The sequence below is a fragment of the Clostridium sp. UBA6640 genome (assembly GCF_002455975.1).
Classification (GTDB): Bacteria; Bacillota; Clostridia; order Clostridiales; family Clostridiaceae; genus Clostridium_J.
The window spans coordinates 1-19,026 of the sequence record NZ_DKLM01000163.1 but is presented as its reverse complement, the minus strand read 5'-3'; the positions used below and the strand labels follow the sequence as shown (position 1 = coordinate 19,026).

The following is a 19,026-nucleotide window of genomic DNA, read 5'->3' as shown; positions in this document are numbered from 1 at the left end:
AAAAGATTTTTTGTTATGGAAATTAAAATCATGTATAAGTTGAATTTTCATTGTGGAACCCTATAAGAAGTCGTGACATTTAGTCACGACTTTTTAAAATTAAAAACGAAGAGTTAAGATAAAAATTGTTCAATAATTTTTATTTAGTTTTACTTATATACGTCTACAATGAGACCTGTTATTTCGTCAATAGTGCTTGCTATATTTAAAGTTTCTTTTTCTTCACTTAATAACATTTGTGTAAGTTCCTCTAGTTTTTTATCCACAGTTTCTATAGTAATAAAATATTGAGTTTGCCAAAAGCTTATATCTTTTTTAACTGAATACATAAAAGCAAGTACAGATTCTAAATACTCTTTTATTTCTTTCTTATAAGCTCTAACATCAGCATAACATTTGGTTGCCACCAATTTGCTTCCTTTAGATTTTATGTTTTTTAACATTTGTTTTAATTGTTCTTCTGACTTTTTTTGACGTGCAAAATTAAAATTTCTTGAAAAGTCATTATGTTTATTTATAGTAACCCCTTCTGTCTTTATTGGAGTAGTTCTTCCTAATTTAGATATTTCCATTTAAATACCTAGCTATGAAAAACGTAACAAAACATACCCTTACCCCTTTCTTATATTTTTTTATATTAATTTTTACGTTTTTTAAAACCAATATATTTTATTAAATCTCCATAATAATTTACAAGATTTAATTCCATATCTTTTTAGTATTTTATTTTCTGTGGTAGTAATATTGCATTGATTTTTATTTGAATAAAGTGCAGTTATATAACCAATATAATTTTCACCATTTCTTTTAACTACACATAGTTCATCGTGCTAAACTGTTTTCACAATTCTACACCCACTTAGGCTTGAAAACATCATATAGTTATAACATCATACCTAAAGGTTACGATATACTATTATTTGTTATGATTTTTACCAACTACTTGAGGTTTCTAATGACTATTTTTTGAAGACCCTTTATTCTCTTATAATAATTATATCGTAATAATATCATATTCTTTAAGACTAAATTGAATTTGTTTGATTATTAAGAATAGCGAGAGTATAATGAAAAAAGTATAATGAAGTCATAGCTTTTAAATCACAAATTTTTTATCGTCAATTTACAAATATTAAATATTCATTATTATAATTTTACGAACATGATAATTTTAATTTAAATAAATTTTATATTTTTATATACTAAAATATTCTAAAGGTGTGGTGATAATCAGTATGAAAAAGCTTCTCCAAATGTTTATTACTTTTTTCAAAATTGGAAGCTTTACTTTTGGTGGTGGATATGCAATGATCCCTCTAATTGAAAAAGAAGTAGTGGATAAACATAAATGGCTTACTAAAGAAGAATTTTTAGATATAATCGTTATCTCTCAAACTTTTCCAGGTGCTTTAGCCGTAAACAGCTGTACATTTATAGGTTATAAAATAGGTAATTTTCCTGGAGCTATTTTAGGCTTGCTTGGTGTAACCCTACCATCCTTCTTTATAATACTTCTAATTGCTATGTTCTTTGCAAAATTTAGAAATCTCTACATTGTTGAATTGATATTTAAAGGAATTAATGCTGCGGTGCCTTTATTAGTTCTGGTAGCAGTAATAAGCCTTAGTAAATCCCTCAATAAAAATTATATAAATATCGTGATAATAGTTATAACAGTACTTGCGATTACTATATTTAATGTAAATCCTGTAATAATCATATTACTGTCAGCAATTTACGGCATTACTGCAAATAGAAAGAAGGTGTAACAATTGCATGTACTTTTTAAATTATATTTAGCGTTCCTAAAGATTGGTACCTTTGGATTTGGTGGCGGTTATGCAATGTTATCCTTAATTGAAAAAGAAATAGTAACAAACAATAGCTGGATTAGTTACACTGAATTTATAGATATAATTGGAATTTCTCAAATGACACCAGGTCCAGTAGCTATAAATTCTGCCACTTTTGTAGGGTATAGAGTTTATGGTGTTTTAGGAAGCATAGTTGCGACTCTGGGTGTTATAACTACTTCCTTTATTTTAGTAACACTCGCTTATTTCTTCTTTCGAAAATTCAAAGAGTCAGATTTATTAACCTCTGCTCTTTTAGGTATGAGACCTGCACTTATAGGTCTAATAATCTCTGTATTTTTATCTCTTGGACGTACTTCTTACATAGACTTTAAAAGCATAGTCATAGCCTTTATAATTGGAATAATGTTAATAAAAACTAAAATTCATCCAATATTAATAATAGTTATTTCAGGAATTTTAGGGATAGTATTCTATGGTATACTACCATTTTAATTGAATCATGCAAAATTTAATTTCCATAACAAAAATTCTTATTTATGAGTTAAAAATTAAGAATTAATAATACGAATTATGGTTAAAACTCCATAGCTAAAGCTTTGGAGTTTTTTTAAACAAATTTTGTTTTAAAAAATCCGCTAAATGTAAATTTTATCCTAAATTCTCTTTTATCTTAATATATATAATTTATAATGTTAAAGAGTTTTTTTAATTTAAATACAATATTTACATTTATTTCAAATTATATATTGTATTTAAAACCATATTATGTTATAATATTTTCTATAATAACAGTTATTTGAAATTTTTAAATTATATTCCACAATAATAATTTTTGTATATTTTGTGGATAATATGTTTTAGAGGTGATTTTTAATGTGGTTTAGCAAAAGTTCAGAAGAAGTTTTAAAAGAGTTTCAAACCAATAGTATTACCGGCCTGACGTCTGCAGAAGTTGAAGAGAAAAAAAAGCAGTTTGGTCTAAATAAATTTGCAACAAAAAAACCTAGAACTAAAATTCAAATGTTTTTTTCCCAACTTCAAGATATTTTAATCTATATATTAGTTGCCGCTGCAATACTATCTGCTGCTGTAGGAGAAATCAGCGATACTATTATTATTGGAGTTGTTATATTAATTAACGCCTTAGTAGGAATGATCCAAGAAGCTAAAGCCGAAAAAGCACTAGATGCACTAAAACAACTTTCTACACCTAAAGCTATAGTTAAAAGAGATGGTGAACTTAAAGAGATACCTTCTGAGGAGGTCGTTCCAGGAGATGTAATTATTATAGATGCTGGAAGATATATTCCCTGCGATTTAAGATTAATCGAAAGCGCAAATCTTAAAATTGAGGAGTCTGCTCTTACAGGGGAATCTGTACCTGTTGATAAAGATGCAAGTATTTTAATAACTAGTGATGATATTTCTTTAGGTGACCAGAAAAATATGGCATTTATGTCCACTTTAGCTACTTATGGTAGAGGAATAGGTATAGCTGTTGGTACAGGAATGAATACCGAAATTGGTAAAATAGCGAAAATGCTTGATGAAAGTGAAAATGAACAAACCCCACTTCAAAAGAAACTTGAAGAGTTAGGAAAAATTTTAGGATTTCTAGCTATAGGTATATGTATAGCTATGTTTGTAATAGGCTTACTTCAAGGTAGAGATAAACTAGAAATGTTTATGACCTCTATAAGTTTAGCAGTAGCCGCAATTCCTGAAGGTCTTGCTACTATAGTTACAATAGTGCTTGCTATTGGCGTTCAAAAGATGATAAAGCAAAATGCTATAATTAGAAGACTTCCTTCAGTTGAAACCCTAGGATCAGTAAATGTAATTTGCTCAGATAAAACCGGTACATTAACTCAAAATAAAATGACAGTAGTAAAGTTTTACTCTGATAACATCTTAGACAATATAGATAAATTAAATACAAATAATCCTATACACAAGTTATTAATAGAAAATATGGTACTTTGTAATGATGCTACAGCTAGAGAAAATTCAAAAACTGGTGACCCAACTGAGATAGCATTATTAGAAGCAGGAAATATGTTCAATATCTATAAAGAAGAGTTAGAATCTTCACATAAAAGAATTGATGAAGTTCCTTTTGATTCTGATAGAAAACTAATGACCACAGTAAACAAATACGATAACGAACATTACGTCATGACTAAGGGCGCTACAGACAACTTATTAAATATCTGTACTAATGCTTATATAAATAATGAAATAATACCTTTAACTGATGAATTAAAAAATACTTTTCTAAAATCAGCCTATGATATGTCTGATGATGCCCTAAGAGTTTTGGGTTGTGCTTATAAAGTTATTCCTTCAACTGATATTGAAATTGATAACTTAGAAAACAATTTAACTTTCATAGGTTTAGTTGGAATGATTGATCCTCCTAGACTTGAGGTTAAAGATTCTATTGCTCTATGTAAAAAGTCTGGTATAAAAACTATAATGATTACTGGTGATCATAAAAATACTGCTTTTGCTATAGCAAAAGATTTAGAAATTGTAAATGACATCAATGAAGTTATTTCAGGAGCTGATCTTGATAAATTATCTGACGAGGAATTATCCAATAAAATAGATAACTTACGGGTATTTGCAAGAGTTTCACCTGAACATAAGGTTAAAATCGTTAAAGCTTTTAAGTTAAAAGGAAATATAGTATCTATGACTGGCGATGGCGTTAATGATGCTCCTTCATTAAAAGCTGCTGACATAGGAGTTGCAATGGGTATTACAGGAACAGATGTAGCTAAAGGCGCTTCTGATATGATATTAACAGACGATAATTTTTCTACTATAGTATCAGCTATAAAAGAAGGTAGGAATATATTTAATAATATCAAAAAGTCTGTGGTATTTCTAATTTCTTGTAATGCTGGAGAAATTGTTTCCCTATTCTTTGCTATACTTTTAGGATGGGCTACTCCACTTAATGCAACTCATATATTATGGGTTAACCTAATTACAGATACTTTCCCTGCATTAGCATTAGGTATGGATCCTGGTGATAAGGATGTAATGAATAAAAACCCTCGTAATCCTAAATCTAGTATATTTAAAGGATCAATTTTAAGCCTAGTAGCTAATGGAACTCTAATAGGTTCCTTAACTTTAATTGCTTTTGTTTATGGTGCTAAGACCTATGGTGGTTCAAATGTTTCATTATCAGCTATGCCTAAAGAGGTTTTAACTCATGCTCAAACTCTAGCTTTTACAGTTTTAAGTGGAACTCAATTAGTTCACTCATTAAATATGAGAAATGAAACTAAATCCATATTCCAAATAGGATTATTTTCGAACATGTATTTAATCGGTGCTATAATACTTGGATTCTTATTACAATTAACGATAATATCAATTGCTCCAATAGCAAATTTATTTGGAATATATAGACTTACAATTAGTGATTGGGAATTCGTATTTCTATTAAGCTTAGTGCCGTTAGTACTTAATGAATTTGTTAAACTAATAAAAAGACTGAGAATGAAATAATTAAGAGGAAGCTTAAATTTAGCTTCCTCTTAATTATTTATTAGTTTATATGGAGATCACCTGACCAGAGCACAAATAATTAATCTGATCGTGCAGAATTCCTTTTAGTTGTTCATATGCTTTTTCCCCAGTACAATGACAGGTATAATATATTGATTCTTTTTCATTTAAATATTTTCCAATGTCATTTATTAATTCTACATTTACATATTTACTGGATATAGGATTAAACAAATGAAACCCTCCAATAACAAAATCTATGCTTTTCTCTACAATATCTTCAGCCTGTTCTAATATATTAACTATTCCACGATGAGCACAGCCTGCAAAGAGATAACTCTTATTATCAGATATAATTATAAGGTTTTGCTCATGATTAAATTTATCATGAACAAACAAATTCCCTTCTTTTACATATAAATTTTTATTTGATGTTGGCAACATTTTATTTGAGCTTATTTTGCTAAAAATAATAAGTTCATCATCTATTTTATAAAAATCGTCAACTAAAATAATTCTATCACTTTCTCTTAAAGTTCTATCTAAACCTATATAATATTTAAACAATCCTAAAACATTACTATAGTACTTATCAAAAGCATTTTTATGAATATAAATTTTTGCTTTATTGTTTACTTTTAAAAATTCTTTTAGTCCTCCACCATGATCTTTGTGTCCATGCGATATTACAACAACATCTACTTCTGAAATATCTATATTTAATTTCATGGCATTTTTTATAAATAAATTATTAGGCCCAACATCAAATAGTATATTATGCTTTTCAGTCTTTACATGTATACATAATCCATGTTTACTGTCATATTGCGAAGATAGTGCCTTGTTTTCTAATAATGCTGTAACCTCCATATCATACTCCTTTTTATATTAAAATTCTTTACAATTTAATATATTATATTTTAGTTATCTATATTATAACGATTAATTCTTATAATATAGATATTGCTTCTTATAAAAATTATATCTAAAAATCTGTTAGTAAAATTAATCTTTATCTTATTTTTAATTTTTCATTATTAAAATCCGCCTGCTCCGCCACCACTACAGCCACCGCCGCCTCCAGTTGAACTACCTCCGTCATAATCTACTGTACTGGAAAAGGTATCTAGAAATCCATAGTATATAAATGAATTTGTAGTTGTAAAATTATCAAAGTGAAAATAATTTATAAGCCATATATTAGTAGCATATATTGATGAAGTCAATGCAAATTTTCTAAAATCTTCAAGTCTTTTTCTGCTAACATTTAAAGTTATCATATAAGGTAGATATTCATCTAAAGGATACATCATGGCCATAGAGGCTAAGTCTCTACCTTCAAAGTTTGCTTTTACTTTTTTCCATTTCATTTTTTGACTATATCCATAATCACTTAATCTCATTGTTAAAGCTATTCCTAAAATAAATGTAATTATGCTGATTATAAGTGATAATATGGCCATAATATTTCCATTAGTTAATGATAGGATTGACATAATAATAGCTATAATAGATAAAATTATATATAAGGCTCCAGAGGCTCTATTCTTTCCATCAAAATAATTATTATCTTCTACTAAGTCATCTACCTTTTTTATCCATTTGCGGTAACTTGCTATAAAATCAATCCCTTTTTCTTTACCCTTAGCAATTGCCTCCATCTCTTTCATGGTTATTTCATTATTGTAATTACTCATATCTATCAACAAATCTATTAGGTACTGTTCATGAGCTAGAAGCTTCTCATATGGCCTATCTAAGACTATTATTTTATAATCCTCGTCTTTTCCTACTGTATTGTTCTCCAACTCTATAAACCCTCTTCTATTCAAATCTAATAGGGTAGTTATAAACTCTGTAGTTGTAACTTTTCCGTTATAGAATCTTGACAGTATAGCAGGACTACATTTTTCTGGAAACTCATTAAAAATTTCATTTTTTATAGCCCTTTTTGTAATTTTCTTATAAAAACCAATAAGAAGTAATCCTGCAATTAAAAATATATAAACTAGAAAATCAATAATCTTTTTAATTTTTTTATTGGTTTCTAATTTCTTTTCATAGCTCATTCTTTTATTTTCTTCTTTTTGTATTATTTCCGTGAATCCATCTTTATTCTTAGTTTTAGCAGAACTTATTAACAGCTCTTTTGGAAATACAACTCTTCCAGTGAGATACATATTTTCTTTAATATTTACCGCTTCAAATATTATTTTATTGTTTTCAATTTTAGCTTCAGGAAATCCCTTTCCTGTATCAAAAAATGCATTAATATTATTCTTTGATACCTCTTTAGGAAGTACTATTACTCCACTAAAACTATCTATCTCACTTTTATATCCTTTATCCCAAAAATTATAATATAGCTCTCCAACATCGTTATATAACGTGGTTACATCAGCCAATGTATAACTAAGCTTAATTTTTCTCTTTATATTTTTCGATGGAATATGTAATTTAATTCTAAATAAATCTTTATTTTCCTCTTCTATTTCATAAAGAAAACTATCTCCATTTTTAGCTTTTTCACTATATTTAAATTCTTTTTCTACACCATCTTCTATAAGAAAAACTCTTAAATCTTTAATTCCATTTGTCCCCTTTATAGAAATATCTTTAAAAGCTCCATTAAAATTCCCCTTAAAATCCATAGCCAATATTTCTTCAACCTTTAATGACCCATCCTTTAAAATATTAACTGTGGAATGAAGTTCATTAATTTTAACCTCTTTGTCACTGGCATAAACGGCTATGGAGGTTGAAATTATAAATATTAACATTAAGCTAAAAACTTTAAATAAATTTATTGCTAATTTTTTGTTATTCATTTGCTCACCTCAATTACTATTACTAGAAAGAAATAACTTAATAGATTAAATTCCTTTAGATTTAAAGGTTTCTCCTAAAACTTAATTATATATAGTTCAATAAATTATTTTTAATTCCTCTTTTACACCCTTTATAAATATTTTTCATAAAATTGAAGAAAGCAAAAATCATCATGATGCCATGATGATTTTTCTTATTTATATTAGTTTTGTTCCATTTTCATCTTGCATTATTAGATTTCTTTTCATAAGTCCACCTAAAGCTCTTTTAAAAGCATTTTTGCTTGTATTAAAAATGTTTTTTATATCCTCTGGTGATGATTTATCATTTAATTTCATTGATCCGTCATTTTTCTTTAAATAATCTAATATAACAGTTTCTAAATCTTCTTTTTCTACTAGCCTGCTTTTTCTTGAGGTTACACCAACTTGACCTTCTTCATAATATCTTTTCACCCTAACCTTAATGGTTTCTCCTGCTTTAAGGTCATTATAGTACTCGTTTTTAAGTATTACTCCCCTATAAATGTTTTCTAAAGCTATCATAGCTGTTTCATTAGTTTGGAATCCATATATAGTGCCCTCAACCTCTTCTCCTATATTGTAGCTATTTGTATCATGAAGATATTTATCTATGTTAGTGGTAGCTGCTAAACGATTAGTTTTATCTAAGTATAGATAAAATAAGTATTTTTTTCCTACTTCTAACTCATATTTGATTTCCTTAAAAGGTACTAGTACATCCCTTTCAAGTCCTATGCTTATAAAAGCACCTACTTTGCTATTATCTACTACCTCTAAATAAGCAATTTCTCCTATTTGTGCTAAAGGGCTTTTCATAGTGGCAATGATTCTATCTTTAGAATCTCTATATATAAAAGCTTCTACTTCATCTTCAACCTGAAGTTCATTGCCTAGTGCACTCTTTGTTGGTAATAAAATATCATCAGAAGTATTACCAGTTTTTCCATCTAAATAATATCCAATTTCCGCTACCCTTACAACTTTTAGTTTATTTATTTCTCCAATTTTTATCATGTATAATCTCCTAATTCTTTAAAAATTTTTCCCAATTTACATATTCGTTTAGTTTATCTACAAACTTAGCTAAGTACTTTTCTTCTAATTCAGTAAATCTATTAAATATTGGACTATCTATATCAAGAACACCATAAACTACCTCATCTTTAATTATAGGTATTACAATTTCTGAATTAGAAGCAGAGTCGCAAGCTATATGTCCTGGAAAGTTATGTACATTTTCAATTCTTTTTATTTCTTTATTTTCTGCTGCTGCTCCACAAACACCTTTCCCAAAAGCTATTCTATTACAAGCAGGCCTACCTTGAAAAGGTCCTAAAACTAACTCATCTCCTCTAGTAAAATAAAATCCACTCCAATTAATTTTATCTATAAGAGCATAAATAATTGCAGATGCATTTGAAAGATTCGCTAAGACATCACTTTCACTACTTAATTGGCCTTCTAAAAGAGTTAGCATATATCTATATTTCTGCTCATTTGTCATTTTATTTATACCATCTAGCTTTATCATTATAATACTCCCACTTTTCAATTCACAGTTCACAATGCACAATTCACAATTTTGGACATTTCTTAGCTAATGCTAAGAAATTAATAATTTATTCTAATCTTCAATTAAAATTTTAGTAAGCTATTATAACTAAAGATTATATATTATTAAAATTAAAAGCATTTCTCATTATTTCAATTTGAAAAATTCTCATGCTCTGCTGAGAATTATCCACAATTGTGAATTGTGAAATGTGCATTGTGAATTACTATCCTTGTTTGTGTTCCATTCCCATTTGAACATATCCTTCTGCAGATTTTTTTATATGTTCAATTTCTTCTTCTGTTAACTCTCTTACAACTCTTGCTGGAGATCCTATGCATAGTACTCCTGATGGTATTTTTTTACCTTGAGTTACTAAACTTCCTGCTCCTATAATAGTATTTTCTCCTATCTCAGAATTATTAAGTATAATAGAGCCCATTCCTATTAAAACATTATTCCCAATAGTACATCCATGAATAATACTATTATGACCTATAGTAACATTATCCCCTATCTTTGTTGGTGTATTATGATCATTATGTACAGTGCTATTATCTTGTATATTTGTATTTTTTCCTACTTTTAAACAGTCCATATCTCCTCTTAAAACTGTACCATACCATATATTTGAATTTTCTGCTACCTCTACATTTCCTATAATAGCTGCATTTTCTGCTATAAAGCAACTTTCATGTATATTAGGATTTACTCCCTTAAATGATTTAATCATAGTTCTATCTCCTTATATTTTCTCTAAATTTAATATTACACATCTTTCAAAAAATAATTCTAGTATATTCTAATAATTATTTTTTCATATTGCTTAGGCATCTGAAAGAAAATAATAGATCAAAGATGTTAGTATATTTTAGGCATATGAAAGAAAATAGCTAGTTAAAGATTCGAAATATATTTTGCATCAGAAAAGGAGACAGGTTTTCATGATAGTTTAGCTATCATGGAGTTCTGACGACGCAGTATGATGCAAAATAGATGAGTATACTAACTAGTTATTTTTTGAATATGCCTCATATCAGACAAGGCGTTAGATTCTGCTCATAGTGGAGCTATGGGCGGGTTCTGACAACGCAGTATGATGGAAAATAGGCTAATATACTGGTCTAGTATTTTTTTGAAGATGCCCTATATATTATTTTAGTGAATATTATATAAAAAAGCTAGTCTCTGAAAAATAAAGCTATAAAGCTATTTTCAGAAGTTTTTGATTATTTTTTCTTATTTTTATATAATAATTCTTATTGATTAAATTATAATCTTGGTATATAATACCACATATAGTGCATATGAAATATTATAGAACTATATATAGTGTTATTTCGACTTAGTTGATTTTAAATACGGGAGGTGGCTATGCTAGAAATATATTTTCTAGCATTATATTATGGACGATATTAAGAAATTTTTAGAAAGATATTACACAAAAGCCTTAACGGAAAATAAAGATTTAACAGTTTACGATTTGTTTGAATGGAAAAAGGTTGATGTTTTTATAAAAGATTATAAGAGTAATGCAGTACTAGTTGATATGAAAGATTTAGAGTTTCCTAAAGATTACTCACAAAATGCTTGTGATATAATTGCTTCTAAGTATTTTAAAAAAGCATTGGTACCTAATGAAGTTGGATACGAAAACAGCTTAAAGATGATAGTTCATAGAATAGTAAACTTTTGGTGTGATGCTTTAGTTGATGAAGGACTTATAAATAACGAAGATGAAAAAGAAATTTTATATGATGAACTTGCATACTGCTTTTTGAATCAAATGTATGCACCTAATTCTCCACAATGGTTTAATACAGGCTTAAAACATGCCTATAATATAGATACAGATAGTTTAGATACTTTCTACTATGATGAAAAAAAAGCTAAAGTAGTAAAAAGTAAAGATGCGTATACTCGTACTCAAGCTTCTGCTTGTTTTATACTTTCTATAGAAGATAAATTACTTGGAGAACATTCTATTTCTGAACAATATGTTACAGAAACTAAATTATTTAAGGGTGGTTCTGGTACAGGTACAAATTACTCTACCATTAGGGCAAAAGGTGAAAAATTATCTGGTGGAGGAATTTCTTCTGGAGTTATGAGTTTTTTAAAAGGCCTTGATAGAAATGCTGGTGCTATAAAATCTGGTGGTACTACAAGACGTGCTGCTAAAATGGTTGCCTTAGATATTGACCATCCAGAAATATTTGAGTTTATAGAATGGAAGGCTAAAGAAGAAGATAAAGTAAGGGCTCTTGGTAAAATGGGATATGATGCAACCTTTGAAGGTGAAGCATATGAAACTGTATCAGGACAAAATGGAAATAACTCTGTTAGACTAAGCAATGAATTTATGGAAAAAGTTATTAATCTTTCAGAAAATGAAGATGAGACTATCGAGCTTAAAGGAAGAACAGATGATTCTGCAAATAAAACTGTTAAAATTAAAGAGTTATGGGATTCTTTTAATTTATCTGACTGGAAATGTGCTGATCCAGCACCTCAGTTTGATGATACCTTCAACGCATGGCATACTTGCCCTGCTGGAGAAGATGGTTTATATGGTGCAAAATATAATAGAATAAACTCTACAAATCCATGCGGAGAATATGCTTTCTTAGATAACACTTCCTGTAATCTTGCATCAATAAACGTATATAAATTTTATGATGTTAGAAATAAAGTTTTTGATTTAGAAGGTTATATTCATTTAGTGAGACTCTTACAATTAGCTCTTGAAGCGTCTATACATTGGGGGCAATTTCCTACAGAAGACATAGCTAGAAAAACATATTTATTTAGATCTACTGGACTTGGAATTTCTAATTTAGCTTCGCTACTTATGGTGATGGGTTACCCATATGATTCAGATGAAGCTAGAAGTTTTTCATCTAGTATCATAGGTATATTAACAGCTAGCTCTTATATCACTTCAGCGCTTATGGCTAAAAAGTTAGGAGCTTTTGAGAAGTATGAAATGAATAAAGACTATATGTTAAAAGTTATAAGGAATCACGCAAGAGTAGCTAAAGCTATAGGTTCTGAATATGAAGGTTTAGACTATACTCCTGTAGAAATAAATCATGAAATATTGACTAATAATGGATTAGATTATATAAGCAAAGCCCTAAAAGAGCTTTGGGGTAAAGCTATATCCTTTGGAGAAGTATATGGTTACAGAAATGCTCAGGTATCTGTTATTGCACCAACAGGAACTATCTCCTTTGCAATGGATTGTGGCGCTACATCTATTGAACCTTATTTCTCTCACTTTATATATAAAAAATTATCTGGTGGTGGATTTATGACTATTGTAAATCCAGTTATAGAAGCTTCTCTTGAAAACCTAGGTTATAATGAAGATGAAATCAAAGATATAATTGATTATATCCTAAGAAAAGAAATAGTTAATGAAGCTGGCTTAGAATATGAAAAAATTGTAGATGGAAAAATTGAAGGTGCACCTCATCTTAAAGAAGAACATCTTCCTATATTTGATACCGCAAATAAATGTGGAAGTGGAGATAGATTTATAGAATCTATGGGTCACGTTCTTATGATGGCAAGTATAACTCCTATGATTTCTGGTGCTGTTTCTAAAACAGTTAATTTACCTAAGGATGCAACAGTAGGTGATTTCAAGAAGGTTGTTATTAATTCATGGAAACTAGGAGTAAAAGGAATTTCATTATATAGAGATGGATGTAAAGCTAGCCAACCATTAAACACAACTCTAAATTCTGAAAGAAAGCTTACTCTTGAAGATTTAACTTATGCTCAACTATTGGAAAAGGCTAAAGAGTTACAAAAAAATTCTAACATTTCAACCCGTGAAAAGCCTGAAGGCATAAGAGTTGGCACTACTCATCCTGCACAAATAGAGGATGTTAAAATATACACTACTGTTAATCGAAATGAACAGGGTGCAATTACAGAGATCTATATAACAACAGATAGAGAGGGAACAATAATTACTGGATTATTAAACTCACTATCAAAGTCAATTTCCGTTATGCTTCAATATCACGTACCTGCACAGGATATTGCTAGAATGTTAAGAGGTCAAAAATATGAACCTTATGGCTTCGTACAGAAACATCCATACATTAAGCATGTAACTTCCATTTCTGATTTAATCAGTAAGGTTATAGATATAGAGCTTGGAGATTTTTCTCGCTGCCAGGTAAAGCCTGATAGTGAGGATATAATGATGATAACCAAAAGAAACTATTTTACCGCTCAAAGTGAAATATCTAGTAGTTTAGTAATTAACGATAATTTACCTGATGGTGAAAGAATATATTCTGAGGTTTGTTCTCACTGCTCAAGCACTAGACTAGTGAAGAATGGTACTTGTAAGGTTTGCCAAGATTGTGGTACTACTACAGGATGCAGCTAATAAAAAAGGAGTTCGCTGAACTCCTTTTTCTAATTCATAATTATGGATATTTCTCAGCTACTGCTGAGAAATATCCATAATCGATCCTGTAGCGGCGAACACTGTTCGCCACTACGATAAAAACCTAGCAATTGTATTGCTAGGTTAAAAATTTATTTAAAGAAATTATTTTGGCTAAAAATAATTTCAACCATAATTCTTCATTCTTCATACTTAATTCTTAATTATAATAGATACTCCTTAAGATTAGCTAAAGTTATTAGGCCTTGCTCCGAACTATACTGCACCTCAGGGGAACCCTTATACAATTGAAAATTAATGATTGACAATGGAGAATTATTGATACTTCTCTTTTATAAGAGAAGTTCTAAATTTATTTCTTTTTAAAGTGACTCAGTCACTTTTATAGAAAAATTTATTTAAAGAAATTGATTGGTAAGAATTAATTTCCACTATAATTGTCAATTTTCCATTCTCAATTCTCCATTGATTAAATTCCCCAGAGGTGGAACAAGAAAAGACCCATTGCAATAGCATAGGTCTTTTAATTTACTTTTCATTTTTTTGTTCTTCTGCTTTCTTTTCTAAAGACAGCGATTTATTTACTTGATCATTCCATATATCTACATACTCACCAGTTGCCCATTCTGCCATTATAACAGTTTCATTTTCTTTTAGTTTAAATTCCTTAATAGGAGCCTCTTCTAATATATTTCCTGCTATAGGGTAAACTTGTAAGCTTTCATCGGTAACAACAATAGACATATTTTTATTCGGTGATGAAAATATATCTTTAACTTGCGGTATTGATTGTTTTATTTGAGACCAAGGTGCAAATATAGAATCATACTTTAATAAACTTTCAGGCATCAATATAGGAATTTCAAATTCTCCATAATTATAAGATAGATTATCATTAGAAAAGTTTACTCGTCCTTTCATTATCCATTTTCCATTCTTTCTTACAAGCCCAAAACCATTAAACTGTTCTGCATTCTTTAATTCAAAGTTTTTGTTATTTTCTTTATCTTTAGCACTTCCTTGAATTGCTACTTTAAGAGCGTCTACTCCCTTATCACCTATAGCTTCTGAAATAGTTATGGCACGATCCTCACCAGAATAGATTGTATCTATTGGTATAGTATTTAAAAGACTATACTGATATGGCTGAGCTTCATCCTTTTTATTTCCTTCACCTTTTACATCTAAGGATATATAATCATTTGAAATAAAATTTATACTTTTTTCAATATAAAATGAACTACTATTAATAAAATCCTGTGAAGGTACTTTCGCCTTTGAAGTCTTTCCTATAGGTGCCGCAGAAATTGAATCATAGAAATGATTATCACCTTTTATCCGTTTAGAGTCAACCTTCCAAAATCCATTTTTTCTTGCTAAAAATATATAAGGTAATTCCTTTATTTCTTTTACTTGCCCATCATAACTAATCCATAATGTTCTATAAACAGGTGTCTTAGGCTTTTCTTCTTTATTCCCATAAGGATAATTGTATTCTTCTTCTACATAAGATTTAAGTCCAATTATAACACCACTTTGATATCTCTTAAATTTATTAGCGGTTATTTCTTCACTAGGGCTTACAGTCACCCCTCTATTAAATTCATGATTATTAACAATGCCTTTATCTTCGCTTCCTATCCTTGATAAATAATATAAAGTACTATTCTTCTCGAGAATTGCCTCATCATTATTTAATAATATGATATTTATAAAATAATTATTTGAGCATGCAATAGTAAATACTTGAATTTCATTTTCTTCTATTCCTAAACTTTCTGGAATAGTATCATATTTATTATATATATATTCTAATGAATTCACTACTTTTAGCTTATATTTGGGATTAATAAAAGTATCATTTGGAGATACTATTGTATCTTTATTAAATGTGATTATTTTATTAACCCATAGCTTAATAGAAGCATCTTCCGGTTCGTCTGTATTTAAATACTTATATGTTTCAATTTCCCATTTTCCTAATAGAGATGGCTCAATTTTAGGAGATGATATTTTATTAGTTGCTGCAAATTCATCATAATTACAAGCTACTAAAGCTAATGCAATTAAACTTACTATAAGCATTTTAAAAAATCTCTTCATAGCCCCCTCCTTCAATCATTATCAATCTGCAACGGCAAGGCTATTATAACTTTTGTACCTTCCCCTAATTTACTTTTTATATCTAATGATCCATTATGCATTTGGATAATTTCATCACAAACAGATAATCCTATACCATTACTAGAGTTGGAATTCTTTCCCTTATAGAACTTTTCCTTAACTTTAGGTATTTCATCCTGTGAAATGCCTATTCCAGTATCTTTAATACTTATTATAATATTATTTTCTATAATATTAGCATTAAAAGTGATTTCTCCCCCAGCAGGAGTAAATTTAATAGCATTATCTAAGATATTTATAAGAACTTGTTTTATTCTATTTTTATCTACAATTATATTCGGTAAATTTTCATCAACATTTGTCTTTAACGTTAAATTTTTATTTTTAGCTCTTGGTGTTAATTGTTTTGATAGCGCTAAAATTAATGCCATTAAATTTATATTCTCTTTTTTAAGGGTTATTTTTCCTGACAATAGCTTTGAGAAGTCCAATAAATCCTCTACTAAGTGAGTTAATCTATCTACTTCCTGTTCTATTATATCTAACCCTTCCTTTATTTCTTCTTCATCTTGGAAATCTGAAGCTTTCAGCACAATTGACCATCCTTTTATAGACGTTAACGGCGTTCTAAGTTCATGAGATACAGAAGCAATAAACTCATTTTTAAGCTTTTCGTTTTTCATAATTTCATCTGACATATAATTAAGAGTATCTGCTAATTTTCCAAGCTCATCATCAAAGAATTTAGGTATTTTTTCACTAAAATCTCCTGCCGCCATTTTTTCTGCACCATAACTTATCTTTTTTAGTGGCTTAGTAATACTATTCGATATAAATAAACTTACAATACTTGAAACTATTATAACAAATATTCCTACTAATAATGCGTATTCAGATGCTTTAGCTACAGTTTTGTCAACTTCAGCAGTAGATGCTATAAATCTAAGTGCCCCATCTATTTTATCATTATGATTAAGAGCAGTAGTCATACTTATAGACGACTCTCCATTAATAGCTAATTTTTCTACTACTATTTTTTCTTTACCTTCTATAACATCCGTTAACCTTTCTGGAGGATTAATATTTCCTACATCTACTCCTAAAGAATCCATAAGCACTTTACCGTTTTTATCAATAACTTGTACTTGTGCACTAGTATTTTCCCAAAATAAATCTACATCATTAGCTGTATTAACCCGTACTCTTTCAGAAGAAAGATAAGTATTATAGAAATTACTTGAAATAATTATTTGGTTCTTTAGGGTATCATTAAGTCCTGTGTAATAATAGCTTTTAATTGCAGTTATTATTATTAACTCAACAATAACTATAGTTAACACTATAATAAGTAAATAACTGCCTGAAATTCTTCTCTTAATAGATACCAACTTAATTCTCCTTCCATCTATATCCTGTTCCCCAAATAGTTTCTATAAATTTAGGTTCCGATGGATTATCTTCTATTTTACTTCTTATTCTTCTTATATTGACATCTATAATTTTGTTTTCTCCTATGTAATTATATCCCCATACCATATCTAGAAGCTCATCCCTACTAAAAGCCTTATTAGGATTCTCCATAAAGATTTTCATAAGCATATATTCTTTAGGGGTTAAATCAATTTCTATATCATTTTTATAAACTTTTTTACCATATAAATCTATTTTAAAATTACTAGAATATAGATAGTTGCCATCATGATTTTTTTTGCTATATTTAATTCTTCTAAGTAATGAGTTAATTATAGCAATTAACTCTAAAGGGTTAAATGGCTTTACTAAATAATGATCTGCTCCAAATTCTAATCCCATTATTCTATCAGTATCTTGTCCTCGAGCAGTTAGCATTATAATTCCTAACTCCTCATACTCTTTTTTTAATATTTCACAAACTTTAAATCCATCTATTCCTGGAAGCATTATATCTAGAATGACTACATCTGGCGATTCTTCTCTTGCCTTCTTTATACCATCCTCTCCGCTTGCTGCTTCTATAACCTCAAAGTTCTCTCTCTTTAAACTTATTTTAAGAAATTTTCTTATAGAAGTTTCATCTTCAACTATTAAAATTCTAGCCATTATCCCGCACCTCCTAAATATCGTAAAGACATAGCAATCATGAAACTATTTGTTTTCTTAATTATGTATAGTATAATATTAAAAAAATTAAAAACAAGACCACAAAAATTGTGGTCTATTATAACTACTTATCTGACTCTTTTTTAGTATCCTCATATTCAACATCAATAATCGTAGAATTACCATAATCTATGCCACTATCCTTTGATTTACTATATGATGTATGAGAACTTGTAGTATCATGTGGATTATTAGTATATCCTTTTCTTCTCTCAAAGTTTTTATTAAACTGCTTTTGCGATTTATTAAATTTATATCTCCAATAAGCCACAGCTAAAACTATAACTAATAATAAAATCATAATTAATATAAATATCCCACTTATTACAACGCCTAATATGCTTAAAATACTAGGTCCTAATACAATAATTAAAACTATTGCTAATACAGTGTATAATATATTTTTACTATCCATGTCGTATTTTTCCCCTCTTTAAGTAATAACTTTTCATACTAATTTAATTATAATATAACTTCTTCAATTTTTCTCTTTACATATAAAAGTTTAATGAAATCTTAATAAACATTATATAGGGTTCCACAATGAAAATTCAGCTTATGCATGATTTTAATTTCCATAACAAAAATTCT

14 protein-coding genes are annotated in these 19,026 nt (G+C 28.7%); 4 read left to right on the top strand and 10 right to left on the bottom strand.

The window, feature by feature from the left end; all coding sequences use genetic code 11:
• Positions 1–149: 149 nt before the first annotated feature.
• Positions 150–572 (bottom strand): YaaR family protein, encoded by a 423-nt coding sequence (locus tag B2W91_RS18705; protein ID WP_291583682.1) that lies wholly within the window; start codon positions 570–572, stop codon positions 150–152.
• Between the two features lie 663 nt (positions 573–1,235).
• Here B2W91_RS18705 and B2W91_RS18700 point away from each other — a divergent pair.
• The 3 genes from B2W91_RS18700 (at position 1,236) to B2W91_RS18690 (ending at position 5,339) form a co-directional block, all read left to right on the top strand.
• On the top strand, positions 1,236–1,769 hold the full coding sequence (locus B2W91_RS18700) for a chromate transporter (protein ID WP_291583680.1): 534 nt from the start codon (positions 1,236–1,238) through the stop codon (positions 1,767–1,769).
• Positions 1,770–1,772: 3 nt separating this feature from the next.
• On the top strand, positions 1,773–2,309 hold the full coding sequence (locus tag B2W91_RS18695) for a chromate transporter (protein ID WP_291583678.1): 537 nt from the start codon (positions 1,773–1,775) through the stop codon (positions 2,307–2,309).
• A gap of 381 nt (positions 2,310–2,690) precedes the next feature.
• Complete coding sequence (locus tag B2W91_RS18690; protein WP_291583677.1) at positions 2,691–5,339, top strand: cation-translocating P-type ATPase; 2,649 nt, start codon at positions 2,691–2,693, stop codon at positions 5,337–5,339.
• Between the two features lie 45 nt (positions 5,340–5,384).
• Here B2W91_RS18690 and B2W91_RS18685 read toward each other — a convergent pair whose 3' ends face one another.
• From B2W91_RS18685 to B2W91_RS18665, 5 genes are all read right to left on the bottom strand, one after another.
• Entirely contained in the window at positions 5,385–6,209 is an 825-nt protein-coding gene (locus tag B2W91_RS18685; protein WP_291583674.1) for an MBL fold metallo-hydrolase, read from the bottom strand.
• Positions 6,210–6,376: 167 nt separating this feature from the next.
• Positions 6,377–8,167, bottom strand: a complete 1,791-nt coding sequence (locus B2W91_RS18680; protein ID WP_291583672.1) for a DUF2207 domain-containing protein — start codon at positions 8,165–8,167, stop codon at positions 6,377–6,379.
• A 198-nt stretch (positions 8,168–8,365) separates the two neighbouring features.
• On the bottom strand, positions 8,366–9,205 hold the full coding sequence (locus tag B2W91_RS18675; protein WP_291583670.1) for a CvfB family protein: 840 nt from the start codon (positions 9,203–9,205) through the stop codon (positions 8,366–8,368).
• Between the two features lie 10 nt (positions 9,206–9,215).
• The gene (locus tag B2W91_RS18670; protein ID WP_291583668.1) at positions 9,216–9,722 is read right to left on the bottom strand and encodes a GAF domain-containing protein; all 507 of its coding nucleotides are present in this window, start codon (positions 9,720–9,722) and stop codon (positions 9,216–9,218) included.
• Between the two features lie 247 nt (positions 9,723–9,969).
• Positions 9,970–10,476 carry a gamma carbonic anhydrase family protein gene (locus tag B2W91_RS18665; protein WP_291583666.1) on the bottom strand — a complete coding sequence of 169 codons (507 nt, stop codon included), beginning with the start codon at positions 10,474–10,476 and terminating at the stop codon, positions 9,970–9,972.
• A 672-nt stretch (positions 10,477–11,148) separates the two neighbouring features.
• On the opposite strand from B2W91_RS18665, the gene B2W91_RS18660 reads away from it, so the two are divergent.
• On the top strand, positions 11,149–14,151 hold the full coding sequence (locus B2W91_RS18660) for a vitamin B12-dependent ribonucleotide reductase (protein ID WP_291583664.1): 3,003 nt from the start codon (positions 11,149–11,151) through the stop codon (positions 14,149–14,151).
• Between the two features lie 549 nt (positions 14,152–14,700).
• Here B2W91_RS18660 and B2W91_RS18655 read toward each other — a convergent pair.
• The 4 genes from B2W91_RS18655 to B2W91_RS18640 all read right to left on the bottom strand — a co-directional run bounded on the left by B2W91_RS18655 (position 14,701) and on the right by B2W91_RS18640 (position 18,850).
• The gene (locus tag B2W91_RS18655) at positions 14,701–16,275 is read right to left on the bottom strand and encodes a hypothetical protein (RefSeq protein WP_291583662.1); all 1,575 of its coding nucleotides are present in this window, start codon (positions 16,273–16,275) and stop codon (positions 14,701–14,703) included.
• 11 nt (positions 16,276–16,286) lie between these two features.
• On the bottom strand, positions 16,287–17,684 hold the full coding sequence (locus B2W91_RS18650) for a sensor histidine kinase (protein WP_291583659.1): 1,398 nt from the start codon (positions 17,682–17,684) through the stop codon (positions 16,287–16,289).
• Position 17,685: 1 nt separating this feature from the next.
• On the bottom strand, positions 17,686–18,375 hold the full coding sequence (locus B2W91_RS18645; RefSeq protein WP_291583658.1) for a response regulator transcription factor: 690 nt from the start codon (positions 18,373–18,375) through the stop codon (positions 17,686–17,688).
• A gap of 124 nt (positions 18,376–18,499) precedes the next feature.
• Positions 18,500–18,850 carry a hypothetical protein gene (locus B2W91_RS18640; RefSeq protein WP_291583656.1) on the bottom strand — a complete coding sequence of 117 codons (351 nt, stop codon included), beginning with the start codon at positions 18,848–18,850 and terminating at the stop codon, positions 18,500–18,502.
• Between the last annotated feature and the right edge of the window lie 176 nt (positions 18,851–19,026).

What these genes read in the sequence shown, in the direction of transcription:
- B2W91_RS18705 (WP_291583682.1), bottom strand. Translation starts at nt 572, where the DNA reads ATGGAAATATCTAAATTAGGAAGAACTACTCCAATAAAGACAGAAGGG.
- B2W91_RS18700 (WP_291583680.1), top strand. Translation starts at nt 1,236, where the DNA reads ATGAAAAAGCTTCTCCAAATGTTTATTACTTTTTTCAAAATTGGAAGC.
- B2W91_RS18690 (WP_291583677.1), top strand. Translation starts at nt 2,691, where the DNA reads ATGTGGTTTAGCAAAAGTTCAGAAGAAGTTTTAAAAGAGTTTCAAACC.
- B2W91_RS18685 (WP_291583674.1), bottom strand. Translation starts at nt 6,209, where the DNA reads ATGGAGGTTACAGCATTATTAGAAAACAAGGCACTATCTTCGCAATAT.
- B2W91_RS18680 (WP_291583672.1), bottom strand. Translation starts at nt 8,167, where the DNA reads ATGAATAACAAAAAATTAGCAATAAATTTATTTAAAGTTTTTAGCTTA.
- B2W91_RS18675 (WP_291583670.1), bottom strand. Translation starts at nt 9,205, where the DNA reads ATGATAAAAATTGGAGAAATAAATAAACTAAAAGTTGTAAGGGTAGCG.
- B2W91_RS18670 (WP_291583668.1), bottom strand. Translation starts at nt 9,722, where the DNA reads ATGATAAAGCTAGATGGTATAAATAAAATGACAAATGAGCAGAAATAT.
- B2W91_RS18665 (WP_291583666.1), bottom strand. Translation starts at nt 10,476, where the DNA reads ATGATTAAATCATTTAAGGGAGTAAATCCTAATATACATGAAAGTTGC.
- B2W91_RS18660 (WP_291583664.1), top strand. Translation starts at nt 11,149, where the DNA reads ATGGACGATATTAAGAAATTTTTAGAAAGATATTACACAAAAGCCTTA.
- B2W91_RS18655 (WP_291583662.1), bottom strand. Translation starts at nt 16,275, where the DNA reads ATGAAGAGATTTTTTAAAATGCTTATAGTAAGTTTAATTGCATTAGCT.
- B2W91_RS18645 (WP_291583658.1), bottom strand. Translation starts at nt 18,375, where the DNA reads ATGGCTAGAATTTTAATAGTTGAAGATGAAACTTCTATAAGAAAATTT.
- B2W91_RS18640 (WP_291583656.1), bottom strand. Translation starts at nt 18,850, where the DNA reads ATGGATAGTAAAAATATATTATACACTGTATTAGCAATAGTTTTAATT.